Genomic DNA, 13,839 nt, shown 5'->3' with positions numbered 1-13,839 from the left:
CTAGCGTGTCCGCTCTGCAGCGTTGTCACCGAGCCATGCCAAGCTGGCGATCGTGCTCCTTCTCGAGGTGGTAGCCACATCGGCTGACGTCGGCGCCACGTCGTCACGGCTGACCAAGGTCGCGCGCATCGCCGACCTGCTGACCCGGGCCGCAGCCGACCCCGAACTGATCACGATCGTCGTGTCGTGGCTCTCCGGCGAGTTGCCGCAGCGTCAGATCGGCGTGGGCTGGGCGTCGTTGCGGTCGCGACCGCCGGCGGCGGCCCAGCCGGAGCTCACCGTCAGCGGCGTGCACACCACCTTCACCGCGATCGGCGCCGTCTCGGGCAAGGGATCGCAGGTGCGCCGGGCCGAACTCCTCACGACGCTGCTGGCTGCCGCGACCGAATCCGAGCAGACGTTTCTGGTGCGCCTGCTCAGCGGCGAACTACGCCAGGGTGCACTCGTCGGGATCATGGCCGACGCGGTAGCCAAGGCCGCCGATATCCCGGCCGCCGCGGTGCAGCGTGCGGCGATGCTGGGCGGAGAGCTGCCCGCGGTGGCGGCGGCCGCCCTGTCCGGTGGAGCAGTGGCGCTGCAGGCATTCACGCTGAAAGTCGGCCAACCGGTCGGGCCGATGCTGGCGCAGACCGCCTCCAGTGTGGCCGATGCACTCGAACGTCACGGCGGCACAACGATCTTCGAGGCAAAGCTGGATGGCGCACGAGTGCAGATTCACCGCGCCGGCGACACGGTCACGGTCTACACCCGTAGCCTCGACGACATCACGGCCCGACTGCCTGAGGTCGTGGCGGCAACGCTGGCGCTGCCCGTCACCGACCTCATCGCCGACGGCGAAGCGATCGCGTTGCGGCCCGACAACCGGCCACACCGCTTCCAGGTCACCGCCTCCCGGTTCGGGCGGTCGGTCGACGTGGCTGCAGCCCAAGCGGCGCAACCGCTTTCGGTTTTCTTCTTCGACATCCTGCACTGCGACGGCGTCGATCTGCTCGACGCACCGACCACCGAGCGGCTGGCCGCCCTGGACGCGCTGGTACCGCCCCGGCACCGCGTCGACCGGCTGGCCACCTCGGACCCGGACGCCGCCGCAGCCTTCCTGGAGGCGACGCTGGCCGCCGGCCACGAAGGCGTGATGGCAAAGGCGCCGGGCGCACCCTACCTGGCCGGACGGCGCGGCGCGGGCTGGCTCAAGGTCAAGCCCGTCCACACGCTCGACCTGGTGGTGCTCGCCGTCGAATGGGGCTCGGGACGGCGAAGCGGCAAACTGTCCAATATCCATCTGGGCGCGCGCGATTCGACAACCGGCGAATTCATCATGGTGGGAAAGACTTTCAAGGGCATGACCGATGCCATGCTGGACTGGCAGACGGCGCGGTTCACTGAGCTCGCCGTCGGTGGCACGGACGGTTACGTCGTGCAACTGCGCCCCGAGCAGGTCGTCGAAGTTGCGCTCGACGGCGTGCAGAAATCGACGCGCTACCCGGGCGGGCTGGCACTGCGGTTTGCCCGGGTGGTGCGCTACCGCGACGACAAGAGCCCGGCCGAAGCCGATACCATCGACAACGTTCGTGCGCTGTACTGATTCTCCCCAGGCGACGCTCTCCTCGTCGTCGTAGGGTTTGACCGTGACTGTGCACGACAAAGATGTCAGCTACATCCGCACCGACGACGACTTGCCACCCGTTGCAATCGTCGACCGCTCCCCCATCAGCCCCCGGCACAAGATCGTCTTCGGGATCATCGCGGTGGTCGGTGCCATCGCCTGGGCGATCATCGCGTTCGTTCGCGGCGAGGCGGTGAACGCGGTCTGGATCGTGGTCGCGGCGATCTGCACGTACATCATCGGATTCCGGTTCTATGCCCGGTTGATCGAAATGAAGGTCGTCCGCCCGCGTGACGACCACGCCACCCCCGCCGAAGTTTTCGACGACGGCTCCGACTACGTGCCGACCGATCGGCGGGTTCTGTTCGGTCACCACTTCGCCGCGATCGCCGGGGCGGGGCCGCTCGTGGGTCCGGTGCTGGCCACCCAGATGGGCTACCTGCCCTGCAGTATCTGGATCGTCCTCGGCGCGGTATTCGCCGGCGCCGTGCAGGACTACCTGGTGCTCTGGCTTTCGACCCGGCGCCGGGGACGGTCCCTGGGCCAAATGGCGCGCGACGAGCTCGGCGCGACCAGCGGTGCCGCCGCGATCGTCGGCGTCCTGGCGATCATGGTGATCATCATCGCGGTGTTGGCGCTGGTGGTGGTGCGTGGTCTGGCCCAAAGCCCGTGGGGCGTGTTCTCCATCGCGATGACCATCCCGATCGCGATCTTCATGGGCTGCTACCTGCGGTTCCTGCGACCGGGGCGGGTGGGGGAGGTATCACTGATCGGCTTCGCGCTGCTAATCGCCGCCGTCGCATCCGGTAGCTGGGTCAGCGAAACCTCTTGGGGCGCATCGTGGTTTACCCTGTCCGCGGTCACAGTCTCCTGGTTGATCATCATCTATGGCTTCGTGGCCTCTGTGCTGCCGGTGTGGTTACTGCTCGCGCCGCGCGACTACTTGTCGACGTTCATGAAGGTCGGCGCGATCGCCTTGCTGGCCGTAGGCATCTTTATCGCGCACCCGCTCATGCAGGCACCGGCGGTCTCGCGGTTCGCATCCAGCGGCGACGGCCCGGTGTTTCCCGGCTCGCTGTTCCCGTTCCTGTTCATCACGATCGCGTGCGGCGCGCTGTCCGGATTTCACGCGCTGATCTCCTCGGGGACGACACCCAAGCTGCTGGAGAAGGAAGGCCAGATGCGCTTCATCGGCTACGGCGGCATGCTGACCGAGTCGTTCGTCGCCGTCATGGCGCTGATCAGCGCGTCGATCCTCGACCAGCACGTGTACTTCGCCCTCAACGCGCCGGCCGCACAGACCGGCGGCACCGCGGCCACGGCAGCGCACTACGTCAATGGACTCCACTTGTCGGGTGCTCCGGCGACCGCGGACCAGCTCACTCAAGCCGCCGCCGGCGTCGGTGAGAAGTCGATCGTGTCGCGCACCGGCGGAGCACCGACACTGGCGGTCGGCATGTCGGAGATCCTGTACCGGGTGTTCGGCGGCGCGGGTCTCAAGTCGTTCTGGTACCACTTCGCGATCATGTTCGAGGCGCTGTTCATCCTGACCGCCGTCGACGCGGGCACCCGGGTCGCGCGTTTCATGATGTCGGACGCACTCGGCAACCTGGGCGGTCCGCTGGCGAAGCTGCAGAATCCGAGCTGGCGCCCGGGGGTATGGGGCTGCAGCCTGGCTGTGACCGCGGCGTGGGGCGGCATCCTGCTGATGGGTGTGACCGATCCGCTCGGCGGCATCAACACGCTGTTCCCGCTGTTCGGTATCGCCAACCAGTTGCTCGCGGCGATCGCACTGACCGTCATCACCGTGATCGTCGTCAAGAAGGGCCTGCTGATGTGGGCGTGGATTCCGGGCGCCCCGCTGCTGTGGGACTTGACGGTCACGCTGACCGCATCGTGGCAGAAGATCTTCTCCGCCGATCCAGCGATCGGCTACTGGTCACAACACTCCCAGTATTCGGCCGCCAGGGACGCGGGCAAGACCGCCTTCGGCTCGGCCAAGAATGTCCATCAGCTCGACGACGTCATCAGGAATACCTTCATCCAGGGCACCCTGTCGATTCTTTTCGCGATCGTGGTGGTCATCGTATTGGTCGCCGGAATTGTCGTGACGCTCAAGGTAATTCGTGGTGGTGGCCGGCCGCTGACCGAGGATGACCCGATACCGTCAAAAATATTCGCGCCCTCCGGCCTGATTCCGACCGCCGCGGAACGGGAAGTGCAACGGCAATGGGATGCGCCGCCGGCATCGATGTCGAGCGGGCGCCACGCCGGACAAATCTAAAGCCCCGAAGATCGCTGCACCGCCCTAAGATTGTGCGGAATGAGAGTCGGTATCGACTTCGGCACCACCCACACTGTCGTCGCGCTCGTCGACCGGGGTAACTACCCGGTCGTCTCGTTCGACGGCGTCGATGCCTGGCCTTCGCTCATCGCCGCCAATGCGGCCGGGGAGCTGCGATTCGGCGTGGACGCGGCCGCGCTCCGCCACGATCGCCAATGGTCGGTGCTTCGATCGATCAAACGTCTGCTCAACGACGCCGGGCCACAGACCGAGGTGACGCTGGCGGGTCGCAGCTACCGGCTGACCGACCTTCTCACCGGCTTCCTGGCCCAGCTGAAGAGCGACCTTCTGCAGCGCTCGAACGGCTGCCTGACTGCGAGCGACACCGTCGAGGCGGCCATCAGCGTTCCCGCCAACGCCTCCAGCGCCCAGCGCCTGCTGACGCTGGATGCCTTCGTGGCAGCGGGCTTTCACGTCGTCGCGTTGCTCAACGAGCCTTCCGCCGCGAGCCTCGAATACGCCCATCGATACCGCTCCACCATCACCGCCAAACGTGAATACGTCCTCATCTACGACCTCGGCGGCGGCACCTTCGACGCGTCGCTGCTCAAGATGACCGGCCATTCGAACGAAGTCGTGATCAGCGAAGGCATCCAGCGTCTGGGCGGTGACGATTTCGACGAGGCGATTCTGCGACTTGTGCTGGACGGCGCGAACCTGCGCGGCGTGGATGCCGCCGCGCTCGACGTTCTTCGGGAGGAGTGCGCGGTTCGCAAGGAGGCCGTCGGGCCACAGACGCGCCGCTTCCTGGTGGACCTGACGGGGATCGACGACAAGGTCGATCAGCCACCGTTTTCGTGCGCCGTCGACGACGTCTACTCGGCATGTACGCCACTGGTCACACCGACGATCGACCTGCTCAACCGCATCCTGCACGACGGTGACAGGGACGTGGCGTGGTCGGAGGTCGCGGGTATTTACGTGGTGGGCGGGGCGGGCGGCTTTCCCCTCATCTCCCGGATGCTGCGCACCACCTTCGGCGAGAAGCGTGTGAAACGCTCGCCGCACCCCTTCGCGGCCACGGCCATTGGTCTGGCCGCCTTCCTCGACAAAGAGGCCGGTTTCGCCTTATCCGAACGCTTTTCGCGACACTTCGGCGTCTTTCGCGAGGCCGAGGCCGGTGCCGGCGTCGTCTTCGATCCGATCGTGCGCAAAGACGTCTCGCTGCCCGCCGATCAGGATGCCCCACTCATCGTCAAGCGGACCTACCGAGCCGCGCACAACATCGGGCATTTCCGCTTCGTGGAGTGCAGCCGCCTGGTCAATGGCCGCCCCGACGGCGACGTGACCCCGTACGATCCGGTCCTTTTCCCTTTCGACCCCGCCCTCCACGACCGCGACGACCTCGGGCGCCAGGCGGTCGGTAGGTGGACGGACGGGCCCGACGTCGAAGAGTGCTACGTCGTCGCGCCCAGCGGTGCGGTGGAAGTGACCCTCACGACGCAACCGGGCGGCTTCATGCGCACCTTCCGCCTGGAGCGTTGCGCTTCTACGGGGTAGTGACACGGCTTCATGACATCGCGGCGGCCGCCGGCATACGTTCTCGAAGTCGATGGAATGAGCCAGTTCGCCAAGGTCTTTCGCGTACGCGCGGTAGCCGGCCTCGTCGCCCCCGGCGCGCGCCAACAGCGCGCGCAACCGCAGCACCGAAAGCTCATTGAACACGTAGCCCGGATCGGTGGGCACCGCGGTCAGCCTATCGATGGCGCGCCAACCCCATCGAGACCTTCAGCCTCGCCGCGTGCGCAGCAAAAGCTCCCCCAACACCTCGGCCGACATGCCCCGAGGTCGCGTACGAGTCATCGAACCCATTGCGGCACAACCCCATCGCTGCGTCAAGATGACCGGCATCTGCGTGCACGCGGGCAAGGTGAGTGTCGATCGATGGAAGCATCCTCATGCTGAGCCGTTCTTGTGCGCTCAACTCCCGAACCGCCCCGGTATCGCGTAGGGCATCGTCGCCAACCGTGATGGCCCCGTCTGCGTGTCCGGCGTGGACGGGGATAACGTCGGAATTATGGAAGAGATAGATCTCGAAGCCCTGTCGACTCCCGAACATGGCTACACCGTCATCGACGACGATGACGACGACCCGATCTTGCTCGACCGGGAGGGCAATCACGTCCAGACGTGGCGCGAGCGATATCCCTATGAGCACCGGATGCCGCGCGACGAATACGAGCACTTGAAGCGGCGACTGCAAATCGAGCTGCTGAAGCTTCAAAACCACAGCAAGCGCACCGGGACAAGGCATTTGATCCTGTTCGAAGGTCGTGACGCGGCCGGCAAGGGCGGCACCATTCAGCGATTCATGGAACACCTCAATCCGCGTGGCGCGCGGGTCGTGGCGCTCGAAAAGCCGACTGAGCGCGAGCAGACGCAGTGGTATTTCCAGCGCTATATCAAGCACCTGCCATCCGGCGGGGAGATGGTGCTGTTCGATCGGTCGTGGTACAACAGGGCCGGTGTCGAAAGGGTAATGGGTTTCTGTTCACCCGATGAATACTCCGAATTCATCCAGCAGGCACCGCTTTTCGAAGGGATGTTGGTCGCCAACGGGATCAGCCTGACCAAACTGTGGTTCTCCGTTTCTCCCGCCGAACAGCGCACCCGCTTCGCCATTCGGCTGGTCGATCCCGTCCGGAACTGGAAGTTTTCACCGATGGACATGGAGTCGATAGATCGGTGGGAGGACTACACCGCGGCGAAGGAAGAAATGTTCAAAGCGACCGATACCGATATCGCGCCGTGGATCGTGGTGCGCAGCAATGACAAAAAGCGGGCTCGTATCAACGCGATGCGCTTCGTCCTCGCCAAATCGGACTACGACGACAAGGACCATGAGGTGGTGGGTGAGCCGGATCCGTTGATTGTGGGCCGCGCGTTGACCGACTGAGCTAGAAACAATTCCGGGTGCTGATTGCGCCACGACTGGAAGAGGACCGCCCACGCCCACCTGGCTCATCACCGGCTGCTCAACCGGACTCGGCCGCGCGCTCGCCGAAGCCGTCATCGAAGCCGGCCACGACGTCGTCGTTACCGCGCGCGACGTCGCAAAGGTCGCGGATTTGGCCGGCACCGCACCCGATCGGGTGCTGCCCGCCGCTCTGGACGTCACCAAGCCCGACCAGGTCGGCTCGGCCGTACAGCGGGCCCAAGAGCGGTTCGGCGGCGTCGATGTGCTGGTCAACAACGCCGGTTACGGTTATCGCGCCGCGGTCGAGGAAGGCGACGACGCCGCAGTCCGCACCCTGTTCGAGACCCATTTCTTTGGCGCCGTCGCCATGATCAAAGCCGTCCTCCCCGGCATGCGGGCGCGTCGCAGCGGCGCGATCGTCAACATCTCCTCGATCGGCGCGCAGGTGACGCCGGTCGGCTCGGGCTACTACGCCGCCGCCAAGGCAGCGCTCGAGGGGATGAGTGGCGCGCTTCGCGGAGAACTGGCCCCGCTCGGCATCTCGGTGACGGTCGTCGAACCGGGCGCGTTTCGCACCGACTTCGCCGGACGCTCGCTCCTCCAGTCGGCCGCTGTCATCGACGACTACGCTGGTACGGCCGGACAGCGTCGCAAGGAAAACGACACCATGCACGGCAATCAGGCCGGCGATCCGGCCAAAGCCGGCGCGGCGATCGTCACCGCCGTCGACTCCAGCGAGCCGCCCGCGTTCCTGCTGCTGGGGCCGGACGCCCTGGCCCTGTACCGCTACACCGCGGACGCCCGGGCGAGCGAAATCGCGAAATGGGAACAGCTGACGAGCGGCACCAACTTCGACTGAGCGTCAGCGCCGGTCGTCACCGGCGATGCGCTTCGCCAGCGCCCGCGACTGTTTGGCCACGTAGCCGATCAACGCGGGCCGGGTCAAAAGCCCATGGAAGTACAGTCCGTCCGCGGCGGGCACCGGCGCCGCATGAACAGGTACGCCATTGGAGGCGAGCACGCCCAGGTGTCCGACCAACGGCTCCAGCGCGGTCCGGTAACCCGTGGCCGCGATGACGGCATCAGGGTTGATTCTGTTGCCGTCGCCGAGAACTACGTCGCTCCCGTCGAACGCGCTCAGCGCTGGCACCACCTCGACCGCGCCCGTGCGGATGGCGTCGATCACCTCGGGGTCGACGATCGTCGGCGCGACGTGCAGCCGGTGCGCTCTGGCGAACGGTCCTTCGGTCGGCACCGGCAGACCGAAATCGCTGATTTCCCCGAACGCCTTGAGGCGCGCGACGGTGGCAATCCGGTCGGATAGCCGTGCGGGCAGATGGTAGAACGGGATCGAGAGCACGTCGTTGGGAAGGCCGGCAGGACCGTTGCGGGGCATGATGTTCGGCGGTGTGCGCACCGATAGCCAAACTTTGACGGCAGCGCCCGCGCTCAGATCGTGGGCGATTTCCATGCCCGAGGACCCCGACCCGACGACGAGTACTCGCTTGCCGGCGTAGGGCCCAGGATTGCGGTAGGCACACGAGTGCGATAACTCACCGGCGAAGCTGCCCGGCCAGTTCGGCATGACCGGTGTGTGCAGATAACCGGTGGCAACGACGACGTGTCGAGCCTCGATCTCGCCGTCGGATGTGTTCACCGACCATCCCGACGGAAGCCGGTCGATCCGCTTGACCTCGGTATTGACCCGCAGCTCGACCCCCTCCTCGCGAGCGTGCCTCTCAAAGTGGTCGACGACTTGGTCGCGGCTCGGATAGACGGGAGTGCCATGGGGATAACGCCGGCCGGGCAGATGCGAGAACTGCCGGCCGGTGTTCAGTTTGAGCCGGTCGTACCGCCCGCGCCACGCCGCGGCCACTTCGCCGGCCCGCTCGACGACGAGCGACGGGACGCCCAGCTCGCTAAGGCTCAGTGCCGCGGAGATTCCCGCCGGTCCCGAACCGACGATCACGACGCCGCGGTCGCCCATGGTACGGATCCTTTCGTCCGCTCGTCATGATTGACGAGCGCGCAGATCTTTGCGCAGAATCTTGCCCGTCGGCGATTTCGGAATCTTGGTGACAAACTCGACCTGACGAATTTTCTTGTAGGGCGCAACTTTTCGGGCGACGAAGTCGATGATCTCGCCTTTCGACAGTGCGGCGCCGCCCTTCCTGACCACGAACGCCTTCGGGATCTCCTCACCCGAAACGTTATGGATGACACCGACAACCGCCACGTCGGCAATACCCGGGTGCGTCAACAGCAGCGCCTCGAGTTCGGCGGGTGCGACCTGGTAGCCCTTGTACTTGATGAGCTCCTTAAGCCGGTCCACGATGTAGACGCAGCCCGCGGCGTCCACCCGTGCCAGATCGCCGGTATGGAGGAAGCCGTCGGCGTCGATGATCTCCGCGGTCGCGGCAGCGTTGCCTAGATAGCCCGCCATCACGTTAGGCCCGCGAAAGCACAGCTCGCCCGGATTACTGAAGCCCGAAGAGGGAACGGGTATTTCGCCCCCCGTTTCGGGGTCGACGATCTTGCTCTCCGAGTTCGGCACGGTCCACCCACATGAACTCACGGGAGCCTCGATGCCTGCCGGATGCCGGCCTTCCAGCGGAATCACGTGGCTGGCGGGACTTAGTTCGGTCATCCCGTATGCCTGCACGATGCGGCACCCGATTCGCTGCGTCACCGCCTTGGCCAGTTCTTCGTCCAGCGGCGCGGCCGCCGATGTGAGGGTGTGCAGGGAGGATAGGTCAAAGGAGTCGACCATCGGGTCTTTGGCCAACGCGACGGCCACCGGCGGTACGATGTAAGCCTGTGTGCAGCGGTACTTCTCGATGGCGGCCAGAAACTCGGAAAGGTTGAAGGCCGGCATGACGATCAGCCGAGCCCGGTTCCGCAGTGCGGCACATAGGAGCCCGGTGAGTCCGTAGCTGTGAAAGAAAGGAACCACCGCGACCAGTGTCTCATCGGGACTCACTCCTGACACTGGGTGCAATTGGGCTACGTTGGCGACGAGGTTGCGATGGGTCAGCATCACACCCTTGGGTTTCCCGGTGGTCCCCGAACTGTAGGGAAGCACCGCCACGTGTGTCGCCGGATCGAATTCGACCTCCGGACCGCCGCTGCCCGTGGGAATTACGAGATCCTCACCATCCAGAAGCAGCACGTCGTCGCTGGATAAGCCCACCGCCTTCGCTGCCTCCTCGGCCTGCGCTTGCAATCGTGCGGCCACGATCAACAGTCGTGCGCCCGAATCCTCTAACTGACGGACGATCTCGTCCACGGTAGACAAGATATTGATCGGCGTGGCCGTTGCACCCGCCCGCAGGATTCCATGCAAAGCGACCGCGAACGCCGCACTGTTGGGCGACAGCAGAGCCACCACATCGCCGACGCCGATTCGTCGTTGAGCCAGCGCGCAGGCGAAGGATTCGATGCGGGCGACCAGCGTGCGGTAGCTGACTTCGGTTTGGGTTGCGGTCTCGACAAGAGCGACGCGATCACCGTCGGCCTCGCCGAGGTCGCCGAACACGTAGTCGTACACCGAAGTCTCGGGGATGACCACGTCAGGAAACGGACTGACGAAATTCATGATTCCTCCGCATCAAGGATGGATTAGTCGCGGCCCGCGTCGATAACCTTGTCGGCCAGACCAATTGGGTTGGAGAAGACGACCTCGTGGCTGCCCGGCATTTGGACGAGTCGGTGCAACCCGAGCCGGCTGGACATTCGGGGATGCCACGCCCACTCGCCGGGCGGCATCACTGTGTCCTCGGTGCACACCAGGTAGCTTTTCGGCGTGTTCAAGGAATAGAACTTCTTCAGGTCTAGCGGTTCGACAAGCTGCTGGAACGGTTCGGACGACCGTTGGTCGTAGGCCCAGCGTGCCGTTTCCAGGTCCGCGTCGTTGATGAAGTTCTCCCGCCACAACTCAAAGGGCAGCGTCACGGTGTCGTCGGAAGACTCAGCTGCCAACCGCGCGAGTACGCCGCGCTGGACCGGCGGAAAAGCGTTCAGCATGCATTCGCCGTCGTTGAGGACGAATCCGCTGTAGAACACCAGTCGCCGAATGTGTTCCGGAATCGACTCGGCCACCTTGCTGATGATTGTGCCGCCGTAGCTGTGACCGACCAGCACGATGTCGGTCAGCCCGTTATCGGCGATGAAATCCACGATGGACCGCGTCGACTCGGCATGGGTCACGGCTTTGCACACCCCTCGTCCGTGACCAGCCACCGTCGGACCGAATGCTTCGTGGCCCAAGCTATTCAGGCGTTCGATAACGCGGTTCCAGGCCGAGCCGTCACGACATGCTCCGTGAACCAAGACGAAAGTCGACATGCTTTCCCCTCACACCAGTGGGGCGATGCGCTCGGGCACGCCCAGCAGTGATTTGCCGTAGATCTCATAATCGACATAAACATTCAGCGCCGCGTGCCGTGCCGCGACGTTGGCGTCGCGCCAATATTGCTGCATTGCACTGGAATCAGCGAAGCTGGCCGCCCCGTGGACGTCGATCAGGATCTGTATCGCCTCGAGCACCTGCCGGGCGGCGTGGCCACACTGCGCTCGCGCCTGGGCACGCAGCGGGTATCCCGCCTCGCCATTGACGATCTCACCCGCGTCCAGCGCGTCGGCGACCTCGTAGGCGTGCAGTCTGGCGGTCCGCAGCTTTAGTTTCGCCTCGGCGACCTGTATCTGCACGCCGGACGAGTCGCTTTTATGGACAAAGAATGTGTGGGCCAACGGTTTTGACGGAGCTGCCGCAATCACCAGGTCCACGGCCGCTTGACCGATGCCGAGCAACGGACCAACCAGATGAAGAGCGGCCACCGGAGCCAACGGAAGCTGATGTTCGGACTCACATCCCGACATCCGCCCGTTCGCCAGTTTGTCGAATGCGACCGCCCGATGCTCCGGCACGAAAACCTCTTCGGCCAAAAATGTTTGGCTTGCGGTGCCGCGCATGCCGGTGGTGTGCCAGGTATCACGCAGCCGCACCTCCGACGCCGGCACGAAGCACAGAAAGGACTCCACGTCGCCCTCGCCGCGACCGGGCACCGCGACACCGATTAATGCCCAGTCGGCATCCGGGGCCCCGGATGCATATGGCCAGCTTCCGCTGATCGAGAAGCCGCCATCGACGCGACGCGCCTTGCCGGGGGCGAGTCCGCCGGCGATCCGGGAGTCGGGCGCGCCGAAGATCTCAGCTTGAGCGTGCTCGGACCCATACCTTGCCACGATCGCGCCGGTAGCTCCGATGCTCACCAGCCACGCCGCCGATGCGTTTGCCTGGCCGAGAGTTTCGGTGATCTCGAGTACCGTCCGTTGCCGGGCATGGTGACCGCCGAATCGACGCGGTTTGAGCAAGCGGAAGAAGCCGGCGTCGGTCAGGGCATCAATCGCCTCGTTCGGCAGCCTGCGCATGGCTTCGCTTGCCAATGTGCTTTCGCGAAGCAGCGGTTGCAATCGCACCGCGTTAGCCAACAGCTCCTCATGGGCTATGGGACACTGCGCTGACGTTGGTGTCATCTCACTCCGATCGAAGTTTACGAAATCGGTTGTCGGGTAACGCTTTCACAGCGAGGCTAAAGCCGCTAGGGCCCCGATACCTCTTATCAGTACAGTTCGCGCAACGTTTGAGACACTTTGCTACGCGTGCTGAGGTTCGGCCTCTCGCGGAGGCCGGAAATCCGGGAACTCCCGATTTGCGAGGCCCGCGATCGCGGATGTCGACGATGTGACGTCTGCCACATAAGCGATCCGTACAGGCGCCCGCCGCGAATGCCGAGTAGTCCGGTCAAGCGGACTACGAAGCAGGAGAAGCGGAGTTCGAAATGGGCGAGAAGAGCGGACCGTCAATCGTTGCGGAACTCAAGACAACCGACGCCTTCCGGCAGGTCGCGAAATTCTTTCCGTGTCTGAAAACACTTGGCCCCGTGGACCGCCGCAAGCCGTTTACGCTGACCCAACGGGCCGGCACCGTCGGACCCATTACCGTTATTGACCTGGCCTTTAACGTCGATGCCTGCATCCACTGCGACCAGGACCGGGCGTTTTATCAAGTCAATATTCTTGCCTCCGGACAAATGGAGCTATTCCAGCGCGGTTCTTCGATAACCTATGCGCCCGGTCTCGCCACTATTTGCCTCCCAGAGGGGGAACTCATCGTTCCCCGATGGCAAGCGGGCTGCCGAATGATTTCGTTGCGAGTGGGCCGCAATGCGCTCGAGAACGCGCTCAGTGAGGCGCTCGGGCGCCCGTTGACTACACAGATCGAATTCAAGCCGTCCATGGCCACCACCAAAGGGCCCGCACGCAGCTGGATGCACATGTTCACCGTGTTCGCTCAAGAGCTCTTTCGGACTGACAGCGCCCTGACGCAACCACTGGTGGCGACGCCATTCGTGGACAGCATGCTGCATGCACTCTTACTGGCCGCGGATCACCCTTACCGGGACGCACTTGGGGAGCGAACCAAACTTGTTGCACCCCATACTATTCGGCCCGCAGTCGACATCATCGAGTCGGAGCCCCATCTCCCCTTGACGGTTGCTTCCCTGGCCGCTGAATGTCACGTCAGCTCCCGCGCCCTGCAGCAGAGTTTCGTTCGCCACATGGGCATGTCGCCGATGACCTACCTGCGGCAGGTGCGGTTGCGGCACGCACACCGGGAACTGCTCGAGTCCGATCCCTCGGTCGAAACCGTGGCCTCCATCGCCAAGCGCTGGGGTTACTCGAACCCTGGACGGTTCGCCGCCGCGCACGCGACCCGGTACGGGGAAACGCCGGCGGCCACACTACGTCGGTCGAGAGGGGCAACCCCCGTCTCGCGGCTCAGGACAGCGGCACCCGCTGCCACGGCGTAGCCGACGGCGCGCGCCGCCACGGCATAACCCCGGGGCGGGTCGTCCCAACCTACCGAGAATGGCTTCGCCTTTTTGGAGAGGGTTGTTCTCCAACTCCGAGAGA

General features: G+C 64.7%; 10 protein-coding genes. 6 read left to right on the top strand and 4 right to left on the bottom strand.

Annotated elements, in window-relative coordinates; translation table 11 throughout:
* Positions 1-52: 52 nt before the first annotated feature.
* From OK015_RS09840 to OK015_RS09820, 5 genes are all read left to right on the top strand, one after another.
* Complete coding sequence (locus OK015_RS09840) at positions 53-1,582, top strand: ATP-dependent DNA ligase (RefSeq protein ID WP_268131038.1); 1,530 nt, start codon at positions 53-55, stop codon at positions 1,580-1,582.
* Positions 1,583-1,619: 37 nt separating this feature from the next.
* On the top strand, positions 1,620-3,887 hold the full coding sequence (locus OK015_RS09835) for a carbon starvation CstA family protein (protein WP_268131036.1): 2,268 nt from the start codon (positions 1,620-1,622) through the stop codon (positions 3,885-3,887).
* Positions 3,888-3,926: 39 nt separating this feature from the next.
* Entirely contained in the window at positions 3,927-5,447 is a 1,521-nt protein-coding gene (locus tag OK015_RS09830) for an Hsp70 family protein (RefSeq protein ID WP_268131035.1), read from the top strand.
* Between the two features lie 517 nt (positions 5,448-5,964).
* Positions 5,965-6,843, top strand: coding sequence for a polyphosphate kinase 2 (gene ppk2, locus OK015_RS09825; RefSeq protein ID WP_268131034.1), 879 nt, complete (start codon positions 5,965-5,967; stop codon positions 6,841-6,843).
* A gap of 10 nt (positions 6,844-6,853) precedes the next feature.
* Positions 6,854-7,723, top strand: a complete 870-nt coding sequence (locus tag OK015_RS09820; RefSeq protein ID WP_268132586.1) for an oxidoreductase — start codon at positions 6,854-6,856, stop codon at positions 7,721-7,723.
* Positions 7,724-7,726: 3 nt separating this feature from the next.
* Here OK015_RS09820 and OK015_RS09815 read toward each other — a convergent pair whose 3' ends face one another.
* The 4 genes from OK015_RS09815 to OK015_RS09800 are packed head-to-tail and all read right to left on the bottom strand — an operon-like array spanning position 7,727 to position 12,399.
* Complete coding sequence (locus OK015_RS09815; RefSeq protein WP_268131033.1) at positions 7,727-8,851, bottom strand: flavin-containing monooxygenase; 1,125 nt, start codon at positions 8,849-8,851, stop codon at positions 7,727-7,729.
* Positions 8,852-8,875: 24 nt separating this feature from the next.
* Positions 8,876-10,459 carry an AMP-binding protein gene (locus OK015_RS09810; RefSeq protein ID WP_268131032.1) on the bottom strand — a complete coding sequence of 528 codons (1,584 nt, stop codon included), beginning with the start codon at positions 10,457-10,459 and terminating at the stop codon, positions 8,876-8,878.
* Positions 10,460-10,482: 23 nt separating this feature from the next.
* Entirely contained in the window at positions 10,483-11,208 is a 726-nt protein-coding gene (locus tag OK015_RS09805) for an alpha/beta fold hydrolase (RefSeq protein WP_268131030.1), read from the bottom strand.
* Positions 11,209-11,217: 9 nt separating this feature from the next.
* On the bottom strand, positions 11,218-12,399 hold the full coding sequence (locus tag OK015_RS09800; RefSeq protein WP_268131028.1) for an acyl-CoA dehydrogenase family protein: 1,182 nt from the start codon (positions 12,397-12,399) through the stop codon (positions 11,218-11,220).
* A 305-nt stretch (positions 12,400-12,704) separates the two neighbouring features.
* Between OK015_RS09800 and OK015_RS09795 the strand changes: the two genes are divergently transcribed.
* A complete protein-coding gene (locus tag OK015_RS09795) occupies positions 12,705-13,736 on the top strand; it encodes an AraC family transcriptional regulator (RefSeq protein ID WP_268131027.1) in 1,032 nt (343 codons plus the stop codon).
* Positions 13,737-13,839: the final 103 nt, after the last annotated feature.

Source organism: Mycobacterium sp. Aquia_216, from assembly GCF_026723865.1.
GTDB lineage: Bacteria > Actinomycetota > Actinomycetes > Mycobacteriales > Mycobacteriaceae > Mycobacterium.
This window is presented reverse-complemented; position numbering and strand designations above follow the sequence as displayed.